Genomic DNA, 17,753 nt, shown 5'->3' on the forward strand with positions numbered 1-17,753 from the left:
AGGCCGCGCCCTGAATCAGGCTGCGGAGCCGGAGATTGCTTGCTTTCGGGTTAACAGTGTTTGGTAAACGGAATCATAACGGACAGCGTTACGTGACCAGTCATGAGCGCGTTCGACGAAGGCGCGAGCGACAGTGCGGCGGGCGGGCCACATTTCGCGATCTTCCAGCAAATCCGCCATGGCGGCGGCCAGACCGGCGGGATCATCGGGCGGAAACAGCGTGCCGGTCATCCCGTCCGCGATCAATTCACGGTGACCGCCGACCGAACTTGCCGCGACGAGCTTGCCCTGCGCCATCGCTTCCAGCGGCTTCAGCGGGGTAACGAGATCGGTGAGTCGCATCGCCTTGCGCGGGTAGCAGACGACATCGACCAGCGCGTAGTAGCGATCGACCTCGTGATGCGGAACGCGGCCGATGAAATGGATCGCGTGCGCCGCCGAGGAGGCCGCCGCAGCCGCGCGCAGCTCAGCCTCTGCCGGGCCGCCGCCAACCAGCAGCAGGCGGGCATCGGGCTGGCGCGCAAGGATCATCGGCATCGCGGCGATGAGATCGTCCAGCCCTTCGTAGGGATAGAAGCTGCCGAGGAACCCGATCACCGGCCCATCGCCGAGGCCGAGGCTGCGGGCGAAATCCGCATCACGCGCGAGCGGCTGGCCGAACAGCGCGAGATCGACGCCGTTGGGCATGACGGTGATCTTTTCCGCCGGGAACCCGCGCGCGACGAGATCGCCGCGCAGCCCATCGCAGATGGTGACAACTGCTTCCGCGCCGCGGACCACCTCGTTCTCGAGCGCACGGGTCAGGCGGTAGCGCAGCGAGCCTTCGTTGCCGGTGCCGTTGCCGACCGCCGCATCTTCCCAGAACGCGCGGATCTCGTAGACCACCGGCAGGCCGAGACGGCGACCGGCGCGCACGGCGGCAAGCCCGCCAAGCGCAGGCGAGTGGGCGTGGAGGACTTCCGGGCGCCATTCGCGCGCCGCAGCTTCGATCCGGCGGGCAATCGCGCCGATTTCCTGCCATTCGGACAGCCCCGGCGGGCCGGACGGCTTGCCCGGGGTGCGGTAGAACGGGAGGTCATCGTGGATTTCAGGCTCGACACCGGTCAGCGGAGCAGTGTGGCGCAATCCGGTCAGGCCGCGCACCGCATGGCCCAGCCCGTCCTGCGCCTTGAGGATGGCGCGGGTGCGGAAAGTGTAACCGCTCTGCAGCGGCAACGAATGATCGAGGATGTGGAGGACCCGGGTCATGCCGTTTGCCATGGCACGGCAGGACTTAACGCCGCGTCAACCGAGTTTGCCTAAAGCAGGGGCAGAGACGGTTCGATCGTGGGCCGCAGTTTCAGCCTGAGCATGACCGCATGATCGATATCTTCACCGTGGTGCTGCCACATGTGCTGATGGCAATAGCCGTCTGGCGCCTGCTGCATCGCGACGATCTCGACACGGATCCGGTGATTACCGACACTGGCGAGGCGCTGCCCCCGCCCGAGACCTGGAAGCCGGCGGGCTTCGCGAGAAAGCCGCGTGCTTAACCTCTTCCTCACCGCCTTTGTCGCCGCATTTCTGGCGGCCGGAATCCGCCGGCCGTTCGTGTTCGTGCTGGCCTACGCCTATATCGACATCGTTGCGCCGCAGAAGGTGAGCTGGGGCTTCCTGCAATCGATCCCCATCAGCCTCATCGCCTTTCTCGGCGCGGTGACGGCGTGGGCAGTGGCGGAAGACAAGAACGGCATCCGCTTCTCGCCGCGCCAGTTCGTGTTGCTGCTGCTGCTGATCTATTGCGGGCTGACCACGCGCAGCGCCGATTTCCCGGATGATGCGCTCGAAAAGTGGGGCTGGGTGTGGAAGGCGCTGATCTTCGCGCTGTTCCTGCCGCTGACGGTGCGCACCCGCCTGCGCATCGAAGCGCTCGCGCTGGTCATGGTGCTCTCGCTCGGCACGATCGTGATCGGCGGCGGGATCAAGACGGTGTTCGGCGGCGGCGGATATGGCCAGCTCAAGCTGCTGGTGAACGACAATACCGGCATCTACGAAGGCAGCACGCTCTCGACGGTGGCGGTCGGCACGATCCCGCTGATTGCCTGGCTGGCGCGCTACGGCACGATTTTCCGTCCCGGCAAGCTCGTCACGCTCTTCGCGCTGGCGCTGGCATTTTCGTGCAGCCTCATCCCGGTCGGCACCCAGACCCGCACCGGCCTGATCTGCCTTGTCATCCTCATCGCGCTGTCCATGCGCGCGGTGAAGCGGCCGCTGCTGTATATGGGGATCATCGCTGCGTTCGGCACGGCCGCCGTGCCCTTGTTGCCGCAAAGCTATCTCGAGCGGATGAACACGATCGAGAACCACAAGTCCGACCAATCCGCCTCGACCCGCATGGCGGTGTGGAAGTGGACGATCGACTTTGCCAAGACGCATCCCTTCGGCGGCGGCTTCGAGGCCTACCGCCAGAACAGCGTGAGCTACGACACGATCAAGGCCGAGAACGCGGGCGACAACAACACCGCGATCGAAACCGAGCGGATCGAGGAAAAGGCGCGCGCCTACCACTCGGGCTACTTCGAGATGCTGGGCGAACAGGGCTATCCGGGCCTTGCCCTGTGGCTGATCCTGCACCTGTCGGGCCTGTTGCAGCTGGAACTGATCCAGCGCCGTCTGCGCCGCCGGACCGACCTCTACAGCCGGTCGGACCGCTCGCTCGCGCTGGCGCTGCAATCGGGGCACTGCGTCTACCTGTTCGGCGCGCTGTTCGTCGGCATCGCGTTCCAGCCGTTCATCTTCATGCTGATCGGGCTCCAGATCGCACTCGCCATGCAAGTGAGCCGCCGCCTTGCGCCGCCCTCCGAATGGCAACGCCGCAAGGCCCGCCCCGCACCGGCGCAGACGCCTGAGCCGGGCGAAGCCCCGAACCTGCCAGGGAGCCTTGCCCGATGACGGCACAGCCCCTGCGGCTCGAAGCGCTGACCGGACTGCGCGGCCTCGCTGCGTGGCTGGTGGTGTTCTACCATATCCGCCTGTCGCTCACTTCGCTGCTGCCCGCGCCGGTGATCGCGTTCCTCGCCAAGGGCTACCTCGCGGTCGATCTGTTCTTCATGCTCTCGGGCTTCGTGCTCTGGCTGACGTATGGCCCGCGCCTTGCCCGCTTCGAGCCGGGCGTGATCGGGAACTTCTGGTGGCGCCGGATCGCACGCATCTGGCCGCTTCACGCGGTGGTGCTGATGGCCTTCATCCTGCTGGCCATGCTCCTCACGGTTACTGGCCGCGATCATTCCGGCTACCCCTTCGCCGAATTGCCGCTCCATGTCGTGCTGATGCAGAACTGGGGCTTTACCGGCGCGCTGGCGTGGAACCATCCGGCCTGGTCGATCAGCACCGAGATGGCGGCCTATCTGCTGTTTCCGCTGCTCGCCGTGGCAGGCCGTCGCGCCATGGGCCCGGCAGCGCTGATCGCCGGCCTTGGCCTGCTCCTCGCCGGGCTCTTTGCGCTGTTTGCCGCGCAAGGCCATGCCAGCCTTGGCGATGCGATCACCTCGCTTGGGCTGCCGCGCTGCCTGATCGAATTCACCGCCGGGACATTCGCGGCCCGGCTCTGGCTGCATTGGCAAGCCCTGCCCTCGGCCCCGCGCATCGGCCTTGCCTGCGGCACTGGCGCGGTGATGACGGGTGCGGCCGGCCTTGGGCTGGCGCTGGCGGAAACCGCCTGGGTGCCGCTCATGCTGCTGCTGGTCCTGCTGGCGATGGCGCTGGCGCAAGGCCGCATCGCTGGGTGGCTCGCCAGTGGCCCGCTGCACTGGCTGGGCGAAGTCAGCTATTCGACGTACTTGTGCCACTTCGGTCTGTTCATCGTGTTCAAGCTGTTCCTTGTTGGCGCCGACTTGCAGCTTGGCCTGTGGAAGCTCGCGGTGTTCCTCGGGCTGCTCGTCATCGTCTCGGGCCTCTCGCATGCGCTGGTGGAACTGCCCGCCCAGCGCGCGCTCAATGCCATGCAGCCGCGCCGCAGCCCGAACACCGCCCTTTCGCGCTGAAACGAGACCGTTGAACGCCGCGCCACTTGTCGTCATGGATAGGCGACAAGAAATTTACAGCGGGAGTCGATGCATGAAGACGATGGCGCCGAGCGCAATCAAGGAACTGGTCGGGCAAGTGGTCGGCACCTCGGAATGGGTCGAGGTGACGCAGGAGCGGATCAACAAGTTTGCCGAGGCGACCGGCGATTTCCAGTTCATCCATATCGACGAGGAAAAGGCCAAGCTGACCCCCTTCGGCGGGACGATCGCGCACGGCTTCCTGACGCTCTCGCTCGTCCCGCTGCTGACGGCGGAAAGCGATTGCCCGCGCCCTGAAGGCGTGAAGATGGGCGTCAACTACGGCGGCAACAAGACGCGCTTCCTCGCCCCCGTCCGATCCGGCAAGCGCGTGCGCGGCGTGTTCAAGCTGCTGGAACTGGAGGAAAAGCGCCCCGGCCAGTGGCAGCAGACGATGGAAACCACCGTCGAGATCGAGGGCGAGGACAAGCCCGCGCTGATTACCGAGTGGATTTCGCAGTTCTTCGTGTGATCGCCCGCACGAGGTGATGGGCAAGGTGGCGCAGGATCGGGACGATCCGGCCCCTTGCCAGCCCCGGTGACAGAAGCAACCCGCGCGCCAGCATATCGAGGCGCGGATCGAGGCGGCTTGCGAGGCCATGTTCGACAAGCGCCCGCGCGCGCAGCGTTCGGCTGGGAACGCGCGAAAGTTCGCGGCGTATGATCTGCGAACCCAACCGGTGGATGCGCAGCGCGCGGCGGTCGGTCAGGCTCGCCTCGTGGCGGCGGTAGAGGTAGAGATCCTCGTCGACCTTCACAAAGTAGAAGCGGCGCACCGCCCGCAGCCAGAAGTCGTAGTCCTCGACGCCGAACAACGCCTCGTCATAGCCGGAGAGCGCCCGGGTCACTGCGGCCCGGTAGAGGAAGGCAGCCCCGATGCGGTTGCCGAGCAGCAGGTCGGAGGCCGGCCCCATCTTCTGGCAGCCGATCACCGCACCGCTGGCATCGATCACGCTGAAATCGGCATAGGCAATCGCCACTCCGGGATCGGCATCGAGCGCCGCGACCAGCCGCGCAAGCATTTCAGGCCGCGCGATGTTATCGTCCGACGTCCACGTGTGGAACGCGCCGCGGGCAACGGCAAAACCGGTGTTTAGCGCGCCGGGCAGGCCCTTGTTCGGGCAATTGGTAATCACGCGGATGCGCGGATCGCTGCGCGCACGGCGCTGCAGGATCTGCGGCGTTTCGTCGGTCGAGCCATCATCGACGCAGATCAGTTCGAAATCACGGAAGGTCTGCGCGAGGATCGATGCAATCGCGGCGTCCAGATAGGCCGCACCGTTGTGGACCGGGAGCACCACGCTAACGCGCGGTGCCCGCTGCGGCGCGTGCGATGCGCCGTCCTCATCATGGCGGCCATCCGTCTTGGGCATGAGACCCCACTCGATGTTACAAGGTAACATTTCCATCGAGCAGTGCATGACGCAGCGACGCGGCGAAGGGTTTGCCGGCGCGCGACATTTTGTTTCGCGGGGGTGGGGAGGACGCGGCTGAGACCGTTTTCAGGGCCGTTCGTGCCAATTCAGCACAGGACTCTCGCAGTCATCGCGTGTGACGCAAGGCAACCCGGAGCACCAGTGCGCGGCGCTCCGGATTGCTTGGCTATGCTCGCAATGAAGACCTTTGCGGTGTGGTGAGCGCCCTACGCCACCACGCTCAGCTTGCGCGCGGCGCTGTTGCTGCGGATCCAGCCTTCCACCACGGGCGCGATGGTGGTGCGCCAGCGCGAGCCGTTGAAGATGCCGTAGTGGCCGACTTCTGGCGCGAGGTGGTACTTCTTGAGCTTCTCCGGCAGGTTCGGCGTGACCTTGAGCGCGGCCTTGGTCTGGCCGATGCCCGAGATGTCATCGCGCTCGCCCTCGATGCACAGGATCGCGGTGTCCTTGATCGCGGCGAGATCGACGAGGATGCCGCGGTGGACCAGTTCGCCCTTGGGCAGGAGGTGCTGCTGGAACACGACGTCGACGGTCTGGAGGTAGAACTCGGCGGTCATGTCGCACACCGCGCGGTACTCGTCGTAGAACGTCTTGGTTGCGTCCGCGCTTTCGCCGTCGCCCTGCACGAGGTGCTTGAACAGGCCGTAGTGGGCATTCATGTGGCTGCCGAGGTTCATCGACATGAAGCTCGCGAGCTGGACGAAGCCGGGATAGACCTGCCGGCCGGCGCCCGGATAGTTGGCGGGCACGGTGGTGATCACATTGTGCTTGAACCACACGAAAGGCTTGGTGATCGCATGGTCGTTCACCGCAGTCGGGCTTTCGCGCGTGTCGATCGGGCCGCCCATCATGGTGAGCGTGACCGGGCGGCAGGGATGCTCGCGCACCGCCATCACGCCGGTAGCGGCGAGCGCCGGGACGGAAGGCTGGCACACCGCCATCATGTGCGCGCCGGGGCCGATGTGCTCGAGGTAGCCGATGATATAGTCGATATATTCATCGAGATCGAAGCGGCCTTCATGCAGCGGAACGTACTTCGCGTCCGCCCAATCGGTGATGTAGACAACGCAGCGTTCGAGCATGCGTTCCACCGTGCCGCGCAGCAGCGTGGCGTAGTGGCCGCTCATCGGCGCGACGATGAGGAGGCGCGGCGCATCGGCGGGGAGGCCTTCGTGGGTGAACTTCCGGAGGTTGCCGAACGCCTGCTGGATCTCCACCGTCTCGTTCACCGCATGCGGCGTGCCATCAACGTGGATGATCTTGATGCCGAAGGCGGGCTTGCCGCGCGGGGCGGCGGCGTGGGCGAACACTTCGAGCGCGGAAGCCATCATCTGCGTCCCGCCGAACGAAGCCCACGGGTTGCGCGGATCGGCCAACATATCGGCGGTCATCGACGCCATAGCGCTGCCTGCGTTCAGCATGGAGCGCTGAATCTCGTAAGCCTTGTAGAGCACTGCGAACACCTTTGTATTGTTGCGGAGCCGTAGACCGCTCCGATTAGCCCCAGTGTGCCGCACATCCGCGCCTTGTGCAACGCACCATTGCCCCCGGGCGAAAGCGATTGCCCCGCTGCCCCCTTTCGGCCCCTGCGCGCATGGGCTAGGGCGGAGGCGATGGACGCCACACCTGAAAACTCCGGACCCGTAGCACCGGCTGCCGAAGCTGCCCCCCGCCCCGCACGCACGCTGAGCCCGCTGCGCATGTTGCTGCGCCAAGCCGCGTCCTACCCCGGCGAGGTTGCCATCGCGGTCACCGCGCTGCTCATCACCTCCGGCGCGACCATCGCGGTTCCGGCCAGCTTCAAGTCGATCATCGACAAGGCGTTCGGCAAGGGCGCCAATGCCGATACGATCAACAGTTCGTTCCGCTGGCTGCTGGTCGTGGTGGTGATCCTGGGCATCGGCACGGCGGTGCGGTTCTACTTCGTGTCATGGCTGGGCGAGCGAGTCGTCGCCGATATCCGGCTCAAGGTGCAGGCCAACCTGCTGCGCATGCCGCCGAGCTTTTTCGAGACGAACAGCCCGAAGGAAATCTCTTCGCGCATGACGTCGGACACCGCGATCATCGAGCAGGTCGTCGGCACCACCTGTTCGATCGCGCTGCGCAATTCGATCACCGCGCTGGGCGGGCTGATCTATCTGTTCACGCTGGCCCCGGCGCTGACGGCCGGGCTGCTCGTCGGCATTCCGGTGGTCGTCGGGCCGATCGTCTATTTCGGATCGCGGCTGCGCACGGCATCGCGCTCAAGTCAGGACCGGGTTGCCGATATCGGCGTGCAGATCAGCGAAGTGCTCGGCGCGATGAAGGTCGTGCAGGCCTTCGGACAGGAAAAGCGCGAGGCAGGCCGCTTCTCCGAAGCTGTCGAGCGCACGTTTGGCGCGGCCAAGCGCCGCATCTTTATCCGCTCCGTGATGACCGCGATCGTGATCTTCCTGGTGTTCGGCGGAATTGCCGTGCTGATGTGGCAAGGCGCGACGGCCGTCTCCAACGGCTCGATCAGCGGCGGCACCATCGCCGCGTTCGTGCTGACGGGCGGGATCGTCGCGGGCGCCGTCGGTGCGCTGACGGAGGTCTACGGCGACCTTCTGCGCGGCGCGGGCGCGGCCGGACGGCTCAACGAACTCCTGCTCGAACAGCCGGAAATCACCGCGCCGGCTCGTCCGCTCCACCTGCCGCAGCCGCCGCGCGGGCAGATCGCGTTCCAGAACGTCTCGTTCCGCTATCCCAGCCGCCCCGAAGTTGCCGCGCTTGAGGATTTCTCACTGGCGGTCGAGCCGGGCGAGACGGTCGCGATCGTCGGGCCTTCGGGCGCGGGCAAGTCCACGCTCTTCCTCCTCGCCGAGCGTTTCTACGATCCGCATGCCGGCATGGTCCGCATCGACGGCGTGCCGCTGCCGCAGGCAGACCCCGCCGAAGTACGCGCGCGCATGGCGCTGGTTCCGCAGGAAGGCGTGCTGTTTGCCGCCTCCGCGCGCGACAACCTGCGCTATGGCAACTGGAGCGCGAGCGACGCCCAGATCTGGGAAGCAGCCGAAGCGGCCAACGCGGCCACCTTCCTCAAGGAGCTGCCGCAGGGCCTCGACACGTTCCTTGGCGAGGACGGCGCGCGGCTTTCGGGCGGGCAGCGCCAGCGCATCGCCATCGCCCGCGCGCTGCTGCGCGATGCACCGATCCTGCTGCTCGACGAAGCCACCAGCGCGCTCGATGCCGAGAGCGAGCGACTGGTGCAGGACGCGCTCGACCGGCTGATGAAGGCGCGCACCACGCTGGTCATTGCCCACCGCCTCGCCACCGTGCGCGCGGCAGACCGCATCGTGGTGATGGACAAGGGCCGCATCGTCGAACAGGGCACGCACACCGTGCTTTCGGCGCAGGACGGGCTCTATGCCCGGCTCGCCCGCCTGCAGTTTGATACCGCGGAAGCATAGCAAGCTGCCCAAAAGGTAATACTGCTGGGCGCTGGACAAGCGCAGAGCGATGGCTAGTGTCCCAGATAGGTACATTTGCAACCGATTGGACCGTTCTGAGCCATGCTGAAGCACGTAAAGGGCGCGATCACCGCTGCCTCGCTGATTTCGCTCGCCTTTGCCACGGCAGCCCGCGCTGATTCCGCCAAGCCCGCCGAAATCGACGGCTATCGCATCCAGACCTTCGGCGGCTGGGGGATGAACCCCGCGGATATCGACAAGGGCGTGAAGCCGGGTGACGACTTCTTCGCCTATGTGAACGGCAAGTGGGACCGCATTGAAACGATCCCGCCGCAGTATTCCTATAGCGGGGTTGCGCTGGCCCTGACGCTTGGCGCGGAACAGGCGGTCAAGGACATCGTTCAGGGCCTCGCCGCGACGCCGCAGGCCCCGGGCACCGATGGCCAGCGGATCGCCGACAGCTACCGCGCCTTTCTGGACCGCCCCGCCATCGACGCAGCAGGCATGGCCCCGGCGCAGCCCTGGCTCGACCGGATCAAGGCGGCCAAAACCCGTGCAGACCTCGCCGCGCTGTTCGCCGCGCCCGGATACCCCTCGCCAGTAGGCTTCTCGGTGCAGATCGATGCCGAAAAACCCGGCGACAATGCGGTCTACAGCGACCTTGGCGGCCTTGGCCTGCCCGACCGCGATTATTACCTCGTCGACAACGAGCGCAACCGCGAGCTGCAGGGCAAGTACCGCGATCTCGTGGCCTTCATGCTGGGCAAGGCCGGCTATGCCGATGCGGCGGGCATGGCGGCCAAGGTCTACGAGTTCGAGCACAAGATCGCGGTGCTCGATTGGGACAAGGCCCTGCAGCGCAACCCGCTGCTCACCACCAACCGCATCAGCCGCGCAGACCTCGTTGCGATGGGCGGCGCATTCCCGGTGGCGGCGCTGCTCGATGGCTCGGGGCTGGACAAGGCCCAATCGGTGTTCGTGGGCGAGATCCCGCCCAGCCCGGACAAGGTTGCCAAGCTGGGGCTGACCAAGGACGACCTCGCCAAGCTGGGCGGCGGCATGCCCGCGCTGATCAAGCTGCTGGGCGAGGAAGACATCGCGACCTTGCAGGCATGGACCACGGCGCACTTCCTGATGGACCACGCCGCCGTGCTGCCGAGCGACATCGATGACGCGCGCTTCGCGTTCTATGGCAAGACGCTGCAGGGCCGCGAGCGCGACCGCCAGCGCTGGCAACGCGCGCTTTCCAGCGTGCAGGGCCAGATGGGCGAGGCGATCGGCAAGGCCTATGTCGAGCAGCACTTCCCGCCTTCGAGCAAGGCGGCGATGGTCACGCTGGTCAGCAATCTGCGCGCCGCGCTGGGGGGCAAGCTGAAGACGCTGGCGTGGATGAGCCCCGCGACGCGCAAGGCTGCGCTGGCCAAGCTTGACGCCTTCACCGTGAAGATCGGCTACCCGGACAAGTTCAAGAGCTATGCCGGGATGGACATCAAGCCGGGCCAGCCGCTCGCCAATGCCATCGAAGCGTCGCGCTGGGCCTGGCAGGACATGCTGGATGAGCTGGGCAAGCCGGTCGACAAGACCAAGTGGCTGATGACCCCGCAGACGGTGAACGCCTATTATCAGCCAACCGCGAACGAGATCGTGTTCCCGGCCGCCTTCCTCCAGCCGCCCTATTTCAACGCGGGTGCCGATCCGGCGGTGAACTATGGCGCGGTGGGTGCGACCATCGGCCACGAGATCGGCCACGGCTTCGACGACGAAGGCTCACGCTATGACGGGACCGGCGCGCTCAAGGACTGGTGGACCAAGGCAGACCGCAAGACCTTCGACGCGCTGGGCGCCAAGCTTGCCGCGCAGTACGACAAGGTCTGCCCTTATGACGAAGGCAAGACCTGCCACAACGGCAAGCTGACGCTGGGCGAGAACATCGGCGACCTTGCCGGTCTTTCGATGGCTTATTCCGCGTACAAGCTCTCCTTGAAGGGCAAGCCTGCGGCGGTGATCGACGGCCTGACCGGCGACCAGCGCTTCTTCCTCTCCTACGCACAATCGTGGCGCGAGAAGATCCGCGAGCAGCTGGCGCGGCAATTGCTCAAGACAGATCCGCACTCGCTGGCAGTGGCGCGGGTCAACGCGGTCGTGCGCAATTTCGATCCCTGGTACGCGGCGTTCAGCGTGAAGCCGGGCGATAAGCTGTACCTCGCGCCGAAGGATCGCGTGCGGATCTGGTGAGGTGGCGTTTGGGCGCTTGCCCACCCCCGACCCCTCCCGCATGCGGGAGGGGAGAAGACGGCGCTACGGGCTCCCCTCCCGCTTGCGGGAGGGGCTGGGGGTGGGCTTTCCCGACATGACAAAAGTTTAAGCCGCGTCCGCGCTTGACAGAATGCTGCGCTGCGGCGACCCCTGCGCGCCATGGATACGACCATCACCGCCATCCTCCTCGGCATCGTCGAAGGGCTTACCGAGTTCATCCCGGTCTCCTCGACCGGCCACCTGATCCTCGCCTCAGAGCTGTTCGGCTATGACGCGAAGACATGGGAAGTGTTCAACGTCGTGATCCAGCTGCCGGCGGTGATGGCAGTGGTGGTGCTCTACTGGCGCACCTTCATGGACGTTGCGGTCGGCGCGCTGCGCGGATCGCGCGAATCGATTGCCTTCGTGCGCAACGTGCTTGCGGCGTTCATCCCGGCGGCCATCGTCGGCGTGCTGTTCAAGTCGCGGATCGATCTGCTGCTCGAAAACCCGGTCGTCGTCTGCATCGCGCTCGTCCTTGGCGGGTTTGCGATCATCGCGGTGGAGCGGCTGGTTTCGCACCAGACCTACCGGCCGGTGGGGCAGATGCCGCTGGGGCAGGCCATCAAGATCGGCATGATGCAGTGCATCGCAGTGATCCCCGGCGTCTCGCGCTCGGGCGCCACGATCATGGGCGCGCTGGTGATGGGCGAAAACCGCAAGACGGCGGCGGAATTCAGCTTTTTCCTTGCGGTGCCGACCATGTTTGGCGCCACCGCCAAGCAACTGTGGGACCACCGGCATGAGCTGGCGGCGAGCAGCGGCCCCGTGGGCATGAAGGAAATCGCGATCGGATCGGTGGTTTCGTTCGTGGTTTCGCTGATCGTGGTGAAGTTCTTCATCGGCTACGTCAGCAAGCGCGGCTTCACGCCCTTTGCCGCCTACCGCATCGTGCTTGGCGCGGCGGGGCTAGCGTGGCTGCTTGGGACGTAGATTTGCTCCGCTGACGCGGAGTGCGGCTAGTCCGAAACAAATACTAGACCGGAGCCGCGCCTGAACCGCGGCCGCCGCGCAAGTGGTATTCCAGCGTGCCGCGGTGGAGCACATCGTCGACATCGATCACCGCGCTGCCGGCATAGGTGAAGCCGGCCCCCAAGCCGCGATAGAGCCGGTCGAAATCGCGCTCCACGGTCTGCCGGTAGAGATCGGCAAAGCTCTCGATCACGAAGTAGGTCGGCTGTAGATCGTCGATCGCGTAGTCGGTGCGCATCACGCGGTCGACGTGGAGGAAGATCCGGTTGGGCGATTGCGCTTCGAGAGCAAACACCGCCTCGGCCGGGCCGGAGAGGATGCCGGCGCCATAGGCCCGGAGGCCGTCCGCTTCCATGATTAGGCCGAATTCCACCGTATACCAGTAGAGCGAGCCCAAGGCCTTGAGCCGGTTGTAGCGCATGGCCTTCCACCCGGCGCGGCCATATTCCTGCATGTAATCGGCGAAGACCGGATCGGTGAGCATGGGCACGTGGCCGAACACATCGTGGAAGACATCCGGCTCCTCGATATAATCGAAGCGTTCGCGCGGGCGGATGAAATTGCCGGCGGGAAAGCGGCGGTTGGCGAGGTGCCAGAAGAATACGTGATCGGGGATCAGCATCGGCACCGGCACGACGCTCCACCCCGTCAGCGCGCCGAGTTCGGATGAGAGGCGCGCGAAATCGGGCACACCGCCGCGCCCAAGATCAAGCCGGTCGAGCCCCTTGAGGAAGGCGCTGGCGGCGCGGCCGGGGAGCACTTGCATCTGGCGCGCGAACAAATCGTCCCACACGCGGTGGTCATCCGCGGTGTATTCGGTCTGGCGCGGCTCGAGCCAATCCTCGCCCACATGGGGCGGGCGCTGCAGCGGCGCGGTGAAGACGCCGGAAGGCAGATCGGGGAGCCGCGTGAAATCGGCAGCAAGGTCGATGAGGCCTGACATGGTTTCAATTGCAACTTCTAGCGATTGCTGTGACCGCTTGCAACGGGCGGCGATTGCCAAAGCGGCATGCGTGCGACAGTCTGCCCCGGCAGAACGAGAGGAGGCCGCGTGAGCAAGGCTGAGCGCAAGGACGAGCTGGGTCGGAAAGACTACGAGGATGCGCTCGATGCGATGCAGGGCGAGCTTACCGCGATGGCCGGCTGGGCCAGCCAGTGCGGCGCGCGGATCCTCGTGATCCTTGAAGGGCGCGATACGGCGGGCAAGACGGGAGCGATCCACGCCATCTCGCAGAAGCTCAATCCGCGGCAGGTGCGCACGGTCGCCCTGCCCGCCCCGACCGACCGCGAGAAGACACAGTGGTACTTCCAGCGCTATGTACCCCACCTCCCCGCCGCGGGCGAAATCGTGCTGTTCGACCGCAGCTGGTACAACCGCGCGGGCGTGGAACGCGTGATGGGCTTTGCGACCGACGAGCAGGTCGAGGCCTTTCTGGAGGCAGCGCCCAAGTTCGAGCGGATGCTGGTCGATGACGGGCTGCTGCTGTTCAAATACTGGCTCACCTGCGATCAGGAAGAGCAGGAGGAACGGCTTGCCGAACGGCACGAAGATCCCAGCAAGCAGTGGAAGATTTCCCCGATCGATGTGGCCGCGCGGGGCAAGTACCGCGACTATACCAAGGCGCGCGAGGCCATGCTGGAGGCGACGCATACCAAGCATGCGCCGTGGACGCTGGTCGATTTCAACGACCAGCGCCGGGGCCGGCTGACGCTGGTGCGCGATCTGCTCGACCGGCTGCCGGTGGGGCCGGTGGAGCAGAAGGTCCCGCCCCTGCCACCGCTCGACGAACCGCTGGCCAAGGAGCGCTTCGGGGTCATCAAACCGCTGAAGCAGTTTGCCGCCCCTTGACTTTTGCTCGATTCGCTCACAACGACCGGCGCCTGTCTGGCGGCGTGGCAACGCGCCGCCGATTTTGTTTTCAGCGCGCCCAAGTTTTCAGGATAAAGCCATGGCCAAGCCCACTACCGTCAAGATCCGCCTGGTCTCGACCGCCGACACCGGCTTCTTCTACGTGACGAAGAAGAACCCGCGCAACACCACCGAGAAGATGGTGTTCCGCAAGTATGACCCGGTGGCGCGCAAGCACGTCGAGTTCAAGGAAGCCAAGATCAAGTAAGCGGCTGGTGGCCCGGCGAGACAGTTCACGCCGGGTTCAATGCTCCTTCGGCAGTGGTATAGGGATGACGATGACGCTCTCCCTTGCCCGCCGGCTTACCGCCTCCCGTCCGTTTGTCGCCGCCGCGCTCCTTGCGTTGGCAGCGCCTGTCGTTTCAGCTGCGGCATCGCCGCCAGCTTCCCCTGCCGCTGCGGTCAATCCGCAGGTCGAGCAGGCCGTCGCGGCGCTGCGCGCGATCACCACGCTGCAGGCCGATTTCGTCCAGACCGATCGCAATGGCCAGCGCCTGACCGGGGTGCTCAGCATGCAGCGGCCGGGCAAGATCCGCTTCCAGTACCAGCCCGGCATTCCGCTGCTGATCGTCTCCGACGGTGCGGCGCTGACGCTGATCGACTACGAAGTGCGCCAGGTGCAGCGCTGGCCGATCCGCAACAGCCCGCTCGGCGCGCTGCTCGATCCCAACAAGGATGTCGCGCGCTTCGCCACGCTCAATCCCACCGGCCATTCCGAAGTGATCAGCCTCGACGTGCGCGATCCGCGCCATCCGGAATACGGCTCGATCACAATGATCATGCTCAAGAAGCCGAGCGCGCCGGGCGGGTGGGAGCTCAACAGCTGGGTCGCGCTCGATTCGCAGAACCGCCGGACGACCGTGCGCCTCGCGAATCAGCGCTACGGTGTGGCGCTGCCGTCCAACATTTTCCGCTGGAACGATCCGCGCGGCACTGGGCGCAAGTAATCACCGGCTCGTCGCAACGCGGCAAACCACCGTCATGATCCTGCGACAATTTGCGACGAGTTTGGGACTACCCTGACAGGGTCGTTCATCCGCCAGCAAGCGGCGCGGCCCTAGAGAGGGTGGGTCAAGACGGATCTGACCGGGTTCGCCCCCCCTGTTACCCGGTCCACAATCCCCTTCCGTCTGACAGCGTGACGAACGCACAAGGAACCCTCGGACCATGCCCCCGGTCCGAGGGTTTTTGTTTGCCTTGAGATGCTGCGAAGGCCCACCCCCAGCCCCTCCCGCAAGCGGGAGGGGAGCCACCAGTTGCACGACCATGCGCTTGCCGCCTTCGCCGGAGGCTCCTAAAGCGCGCGGATGGCCTCCCAAACGCTCTCTGTCGCCACCTGGAACATCAATTCGGTGCGGCTGCGCATCGAACAAGTGGCGCGCTTCCTCACCGAGCAACAGCCCGATGTGCTCTGCCTGCAGGAGATCAAGACGGCGGAAGCGCTGTTCCCGCACGAGGTGTTCGAGCAGCTGGGCTATACCCACCGCGCGGTGCACGGGCAGAAGGGCTACCACGGCGTTGCCACGATCAGCCGCGTGCCGATCCGCGAGATGAACCGGCACGACTGGCAGGCTAATGGCGAGGCGCGGCATGTCGGCGTGGAAGTGATGACGCCGGAAGGCGGGCTGATCCTCGAGAACGTCTATATCCCGGCGGGCGGCGACATTCCCGATCCGGAGGCGAACCCGAAGTTCGGCCAGAAGCTGGCGTTCCTTGATCGCATGACGCAGTGGGCCGGAACAGTCGAGCGGCCTACGCTGATCGTGGGCGACTTCAACATCGCGCCGCTGGACTGCGACGTCTACGACCACAAGGCGCTGATCAAGGTCGTCAGCCACACCCCGCAGGAAGTGGCCGCGCTCGGCGCATTCGGCGCGGCGCATGGCTGGGTCGATCTAGGCCGCAAGCATATTCCGGCGCCCGAGCGGAACTATTCGTGGTGGTCCTACCGCTCGTACTGGCGCGACAAGGACCAGGGCCGCCGGCTCGACCACATGTGGGCCTCGCCCGCGCTGGCGGACAAATCCTCTGCGCACCGCATCGTCGAGGAAACCCGCAAGTGGGACCAGCCTTCGGACCACGTGCCGCTGGTCACGGAGTTCGCGCTTTGAGCGGAAGCCCGCGAGCGGCGGCGCTGGCGCTCGATGCGCTGCGCCATGGCTGGGCGATTCGGGTCGAAGCACCGGACGGCGCGCTTGATCTGCTGCCGGCGGAGACGGCCTTCGTGCAGCCGGGGCTTTATGCCGCGCGCCTGCTGATCTCCCACGCGCGCGCTGCAACGCTCAAGCTGGCCAACCAGCGCGATGCCGCCGAACCGCACATGCCGGTGATGATCCACGGCGCCGAGCCCTTCTCGCTCCACGCCGCGCGCACATTGGCCGATCCGGCGCTCGATCTGGCCGAACCGATGCGCGGGCCATTCCGCGCCGATCCCTGCCCGGCACAAGCCGCCGCTGTCGCTGCAATGGAGCTGGCGCGGCTTGCCGGCATCCTGCCCGCGTTCATGGTGGCGACTGGGGTGGAAGCGGCGGCGACGGTCTCGGTGGATGACCTTGCCGCGTTCAAGGACCCGTTGGAACTGACGGTTCAGGCACGGGCGCGGCTGCCGGTCGATGCCTGCGAGCATGCCGAGATCATTGCCTTCCGCGCGCGCGACGATCTGCGCGAGCATGTCGCGCTGGTGATCGGGACGCAGAGCGGAGACCATGTGCCGCTGGTGCGGCTGCACAGCGAATGCCTGACGGGCGACGTGCTCGGCAGCCTCAAGTGCGATTGCGGACCGCAATTGGATGCGGCGCTAGCGCGGATGGCCGAGGAAGCCAACGCGGGCGGCTGGGGCCTGCTGCTCTATCTGCGGCAGGAAGGGCGCGGGATCGGCCTCATCAACAAGCTGCGCGCCTATGAATTGCAGGATCAGGGCTTCGATACGGTCGATGCCAACGAACGGCTCGGCCTGCCGAGCGAGGCGCGCGATTTTCCGGTGGCGGCGCGGATGCTCGATCTGCTCGGCGTGGGGGCGGTGCGGCTGCTCACCAACAATCCGGCCAAGGTTGCGGCGCTTGAGGCTGTCGGCGTGACAGTGACCGAGCGCGTGGCGCACCAGTTGCCTGCCAACCCGCACAACGCGCGCTACCTTGATACCAAGCGCGACCGGACGGGGCACTTGCTCCGCTAAAGGTCGCGCTAGAGCTCGCCACGCTCAAGTTCGAGCAATTCGGGCGGCAGGCGCAGGGTCTTTGCCGCCAGCCGCGTTTCGAGCAGCAGCAGCACCAGCGCAACCATCAGCAGCGCGATGGCGAGCACGAAGGTCGCCGCGGTGACAATGCCCAGATCGGCCCCGCCCAGTTCGCCGAGGAACAGCGCCGCAACCGTGCTGCCGATGGCCAGCCCGCTGAGCACGAGCAGAAGCAAGGCGCGGCCGATATGGGCAATGCGGCGGTCGATGATGCGCATTTCCGCCACCACCCCGTCGTGTTCGCTGCCCTTGGTGCCGGCATGGAGCGTTTGCAGATGGCGCGAACGATCGACCATCCGCGCGAGACGGTTGGTCAGGATGTTCATGATGTTGCCGATGGCGACCAGCACGAAGACCGGCGCCAGCGCAAGCTGGATAGTCTGTGCCAGCATGACC

17 protein-coding genes are annotated in these 17,753 nt (G+C 65.9%); 12 read left to right on the plus strand and 5 right to left on the minus strand.

Translation table 11 applies throughout. The annotated features are described in order from the left end of the window. Positions 1-15: 15 nt before the first annotated feature. Positions 16-1,248 (minus strand): TIGR04063 family PEP-CTERM/XrtA system glycosyltransferase, encoded by a 1,233-nt coding sequence (locus NSE01_RS16650; RefSeq protein ID WP_147160776.1) that lies wholly within the window; start codon positions 1,246-1,248, stop codon positions 16-18. Between the two features lie 110 nt (positions 1,249-1,358). Here NSE01_RS16650 and NSE01_RS21355 point away from each other — a divergent pair, with 110 nt between their 5' ends. From NSE01_RS21355 to NSE01_RS16665, 4 genes are all read left to right on the plus strand, one after another. Next, positions 1,359-1,532 (plus strand): hypothetical protein, encoded by a 174-nt coding sequence (locus NSE01_RS21355; protein WP_170233875.1) that lies wholly within the window; start codon positions 1,359-1,361, stop codon positions 1,530-1,532. Then, positions 1,525-2,931, plus strand: coding sequence for a putative O-glycosylation ligase, exosortase A system-associated (locus NSE01_RS16655; RefSeq protein ID WP_147160777.1), 1,407 nt, complete (start codon positions 1,525-1,527; stop codon positions 2,929-2,931). The genes NSE01_RS21355 and NSE01_RS16655 overlap by 8 nt, the downstream gene beginning before the upstream one ends. Continuing rightward, positions 2,928-4,022, plus strand: coding sequence for an acyltransferase family protein (locus tag NSE01_RS16660; RefSeq protein WP_147160778.1), 1,095 nt, complete (start codon positions 2,928-2,930; stop codon positions 4,020-4,022). The genes NSE01_RS16655 and NSE01_RS16660 overlap by 4 nt, the downstream gene beginning before the upstream one ends. Before the next feature lie 82 nt (positions 4,023-4,104). Continuing rightward, positions 4,105-4,554 (plus strand): MaoC family dehydratase, encoded by a 450-nt coding sequence (locus NSE01_RS16665; protein ID WP_147160825.1) that lies wholly within the window; start codon positions 4,105-4,107, stop codon positions 4,552-4,554. On the opposite strand, the gene NSE01_RS16670 is transcribed toward NSE01_RS16665, so the two are convergent. Further along, a complete protein-coding gene (locus tag NSE01_RS16670) occupies positions 4,523-5,455 on the minus strand; it encodes a glycosyltransferase family 2 protein (protein ID WP_170233879.1) in 933 nt (310 codons plus the stop codon). The two genes, NSE01_RS16665 and NSE01_RS16670, sit on opposite strands and share 32 nt — an antisense overlap. A 269-nt stretch (positions 5,456-5,724) precedes the next feature. Then, positions 5,725-6,972: a polyhydroxyalkanoate depolymerase gene (locus NSE01_RS16675; RefSeq protein WP_147160826.1), complete on the minus strand. Its 1,248-nt coding sequence runs from the start codon at positions 6,970-6,972 to the stop codon at positions 5,725-5,727. A 159-nt stretch (positions 6,973-7,131) separates the two neighbouring features. Between NSE01_RS16675 and NSE01_RS16680 the strand changes: the two genes are divergently transcribed. The 3 genes from NSE01_RS16680 to NSE01_RS16690 all read left to right on the plus strand — a co-directional run bounded on the left by NSE01_RS16680 (position 7,132) and on the right by NSE01_RS16690 (position 12,174). After that, positions 7,132-8,946: an ABC transporter transmembrane domain-containing protein gene (locus tag NSE01_RS16680; protein ID WP_371863225.1), complete on the plus strand. Its 1,815-nt coding sequence runs from the start codon at positions 7,132-7,134 to the stop codon at positions 8,944-8,946. A gap of 102 nt (positions 8,947-9,048) precedes the next feature. After that, on the plus strand, positions 9,049-11,181 hold the full coding sequence (locus NSE01_RS16685; RefSeq protein ID WP_147160780.1) for a M13 family metallopeptidase: 2,133 nt from the start codon (positions 9,049-9,051) through the stop codon (positions 11,179-11,181). Between the two features lie 180 nt (positions 11,182-11,361). Continuing rightward, positions 11,362-12,174, plus strand: coding sequence for an undecaprenyl-diphosphate phosphatase (locus tag NSE01_RS16690; RefSeq protein ID WP_147160781.1), 813 nt, complete (start codon positions 11,362-11,364; stop codon positions 12,172-12,174). Between the two features lie 43 nt (positions 12,175-12,217). Here the strand turns inward: NSE01_RS16690 and phhA are convergent, their stop codons facing one another. Continuing rightward, positions 12,218-13,156, minus strand: a complete 939-nt coding sequence (gene phhA, locus NSE01_RS16695; protein ID WP_147160782.1) for a phenylalanine 4-monooxygenase — start codon at positions 13,154-13,156, stop codon at positions 12,218-12,220. 171 nt (positions 13,157-13,327) lie between these two features. On the opposite strand from phhA, the gene ppk2 reads away from it, so the two are divergent. The 5 genes from ppk2 to ribA all read left to right on the plus strand — a co-directional run bounded on the left by ppk2 (position 13,328) and on the right by ribA (position 17,297). After that, entirely contained in the window at positions 13,328-14,062 is a 735-nt protein-coding gene (gene ppk2, locus NSE01_RS16700; protein ID WP_246135259.1) for a polyphosphate kinase 2, read from the plus strand. Positions 14,063-14,162: 100 nt separating this feature from the next. Further along, entirely contained in the window at positions 14,163-14,330 is a 168-nt protein-coding gene (gene rpmG, locus NSE01_RS16705) for a 50S ribosomal protein L33 (protein ID WP_054121888.1), read from the plus strand. A gap of 70 nt (positions 14,331-14,400) precedes the next feature. Beyond that, positions 14,401-15,069 carry a LolA family protein gene (locus tag NSE01_RS16710; RefSeq protein ID WP_503826175.1) on the plus strand — a complete coding sequence of 223 codons (669 nt, stop codon included), beginning with the start codon at positions 14,401-14,403 and terminating at the stop codon, positions 15,067-15,069. Positions 15,070-15,429: 360 nt separating this feature from the next. Continuing rightward, positions 15,430-16,233, plus strand: coding sequence for an exodeoxyribonuclease III (locus NSE01_RS16715; protein WP_147160785.1), 804 nt, complete (start codon positions 15,430-15,432; stop codon positions 16,231-16,233). Beyond that, positions 16,230-17,297: a GTP cyclohydrolase II gene (ribA, locus tag NSE01_RS16720; RefSeq protein ID WP_147160786.1), complete on the plus strand. Its 1,068-nt coding sequence runs from the start codon at positions 16,230-16,232 to the stop codon at positions 17,295-17,297. The genes NSE01_RS16715 and ribA overlap by 4 nt, the downstream gene beginning before the upstream one ends. Before the next feature lie 8 nt (positions 17,298-17,305). On the opposite strand, the gene NSE01_RS16725 is transcribed toward ribA, so the two are convergent. Then, a complete protein-coding gene (locus NSE01_RS16725) occupies positions 17,306-17,749 on the minus strand; it encodes a DUF2721 domain-containing protein (protein ID WP_147160787.1) in 444 nt (147 codons plus the stop codon). Between the last annotated feature and the right edge of the window lie 4 nt (positions 17,750-17,753).

It is taken from the genome of Novosphingobium sediminis (genome assembly GCF_007991615.1).
In the GTDB taxonomy this organism is placed as follows: Bacteria; Pseudomonadota; Alphaproteobacteria; order Sphingomonadales; family Sphingomonadaceae; genus Novosphingobium; species Novosphingobium sediminis.

Coding starts and splice junctions, on each gene's coding strand:
- NSE01_RS16650 (WP_147160776.1), bottom strand. CDS start 1,248: ATGACCCGGGTCCTCCACATCCTCGATCATTCGTTGCCGCTGCAGAGC.
- NSE01_RS21355 (WP_170233875.1), top strand. CDS start 1,359: ATGATCGATATCTTCACCGTGGTGCTGCCACATGTGCTGATGGCAATA.
- NSE01_RS16660 (WP_147160778.1), top strand. CDS start 2,928: ATGACGGCACAGCCCCTGCGGCTCGAAGCGCTGACCGGACTGCGCGGC.
- NSE01_RS16665 (WP_147160825.1), top strand. CDS start 4,105: ATGGCGCCGAGCGCAATCAAGGAACTGGTCGGGCAAGTGGTCGGCACC.
- NSE01_RS16670 (WP_170233879.1), bottom strand. CDS start 5,455: ATGCCCAAGACGGATGGCCGCCATGATGAGGACGGCGCATCGCACGCG.
- NSE01_RS16680 (WP_371863225.1), top strand. CDS start 7,132: ATGGACGCCACACCTGAAAACTCCGGACCCGTAGCACCGGCTGCCGAA.
- NSE01_RS16685 (WP_147160780.1), top strand. CDS start 9,049: ATGCTGAAGCACGTAAAGGGCGCGATCACCGCTGCCTCGCTGATTTCG.
- NSE01_RS16690 (WP_147160781.1), top strand. CDS start 11,362: ATGGATACGACCATCACCGCCATCCTCCTCGGCATCGTCGAAGGGCTT.
- phhA (WP_147160782.1), bottom strand. CDS start 13,156: ATGTCAGGCCTCATCGACCTTGCTGCCGATTTCACGCGGCTCCCCGAT.
- ppk2 (WP_246135259.1), top strand. CDS start 13,328: ATGCAGGGCGAGCTTACCGCGATGGCCGGCTGGGCCAGCCAGTGCGGC.
- rpmG (WP_054121888.1), top strand. CDS start 14,163: ATGGCCAAGCCCACTACCGTCAAGATCCGCCTGGTCTCGACCGCCGAC.
- NSE01_RS16710 (WP_503826175.1), top strand. CDS start 14,401: ATGACGCTCTCCCTTGCCCGCCGGCTTACCGCCTCCCGTCCGTTTGTC.
- NSE01_RS16715 (WP_147160785.1), top strand. CDS start 15,430: ATGGCCTCCCAAACGCTCTCTGTCGCCACCTGGAACATCAATTCGGTG.
- NSE01_RS16725 (WP_147160787.1), bottom strand. CDS start 17,749: ATGCTGGCACAGACTATCCAGCTTGCGCTGGCGCCGGTCTTCGTGCTG.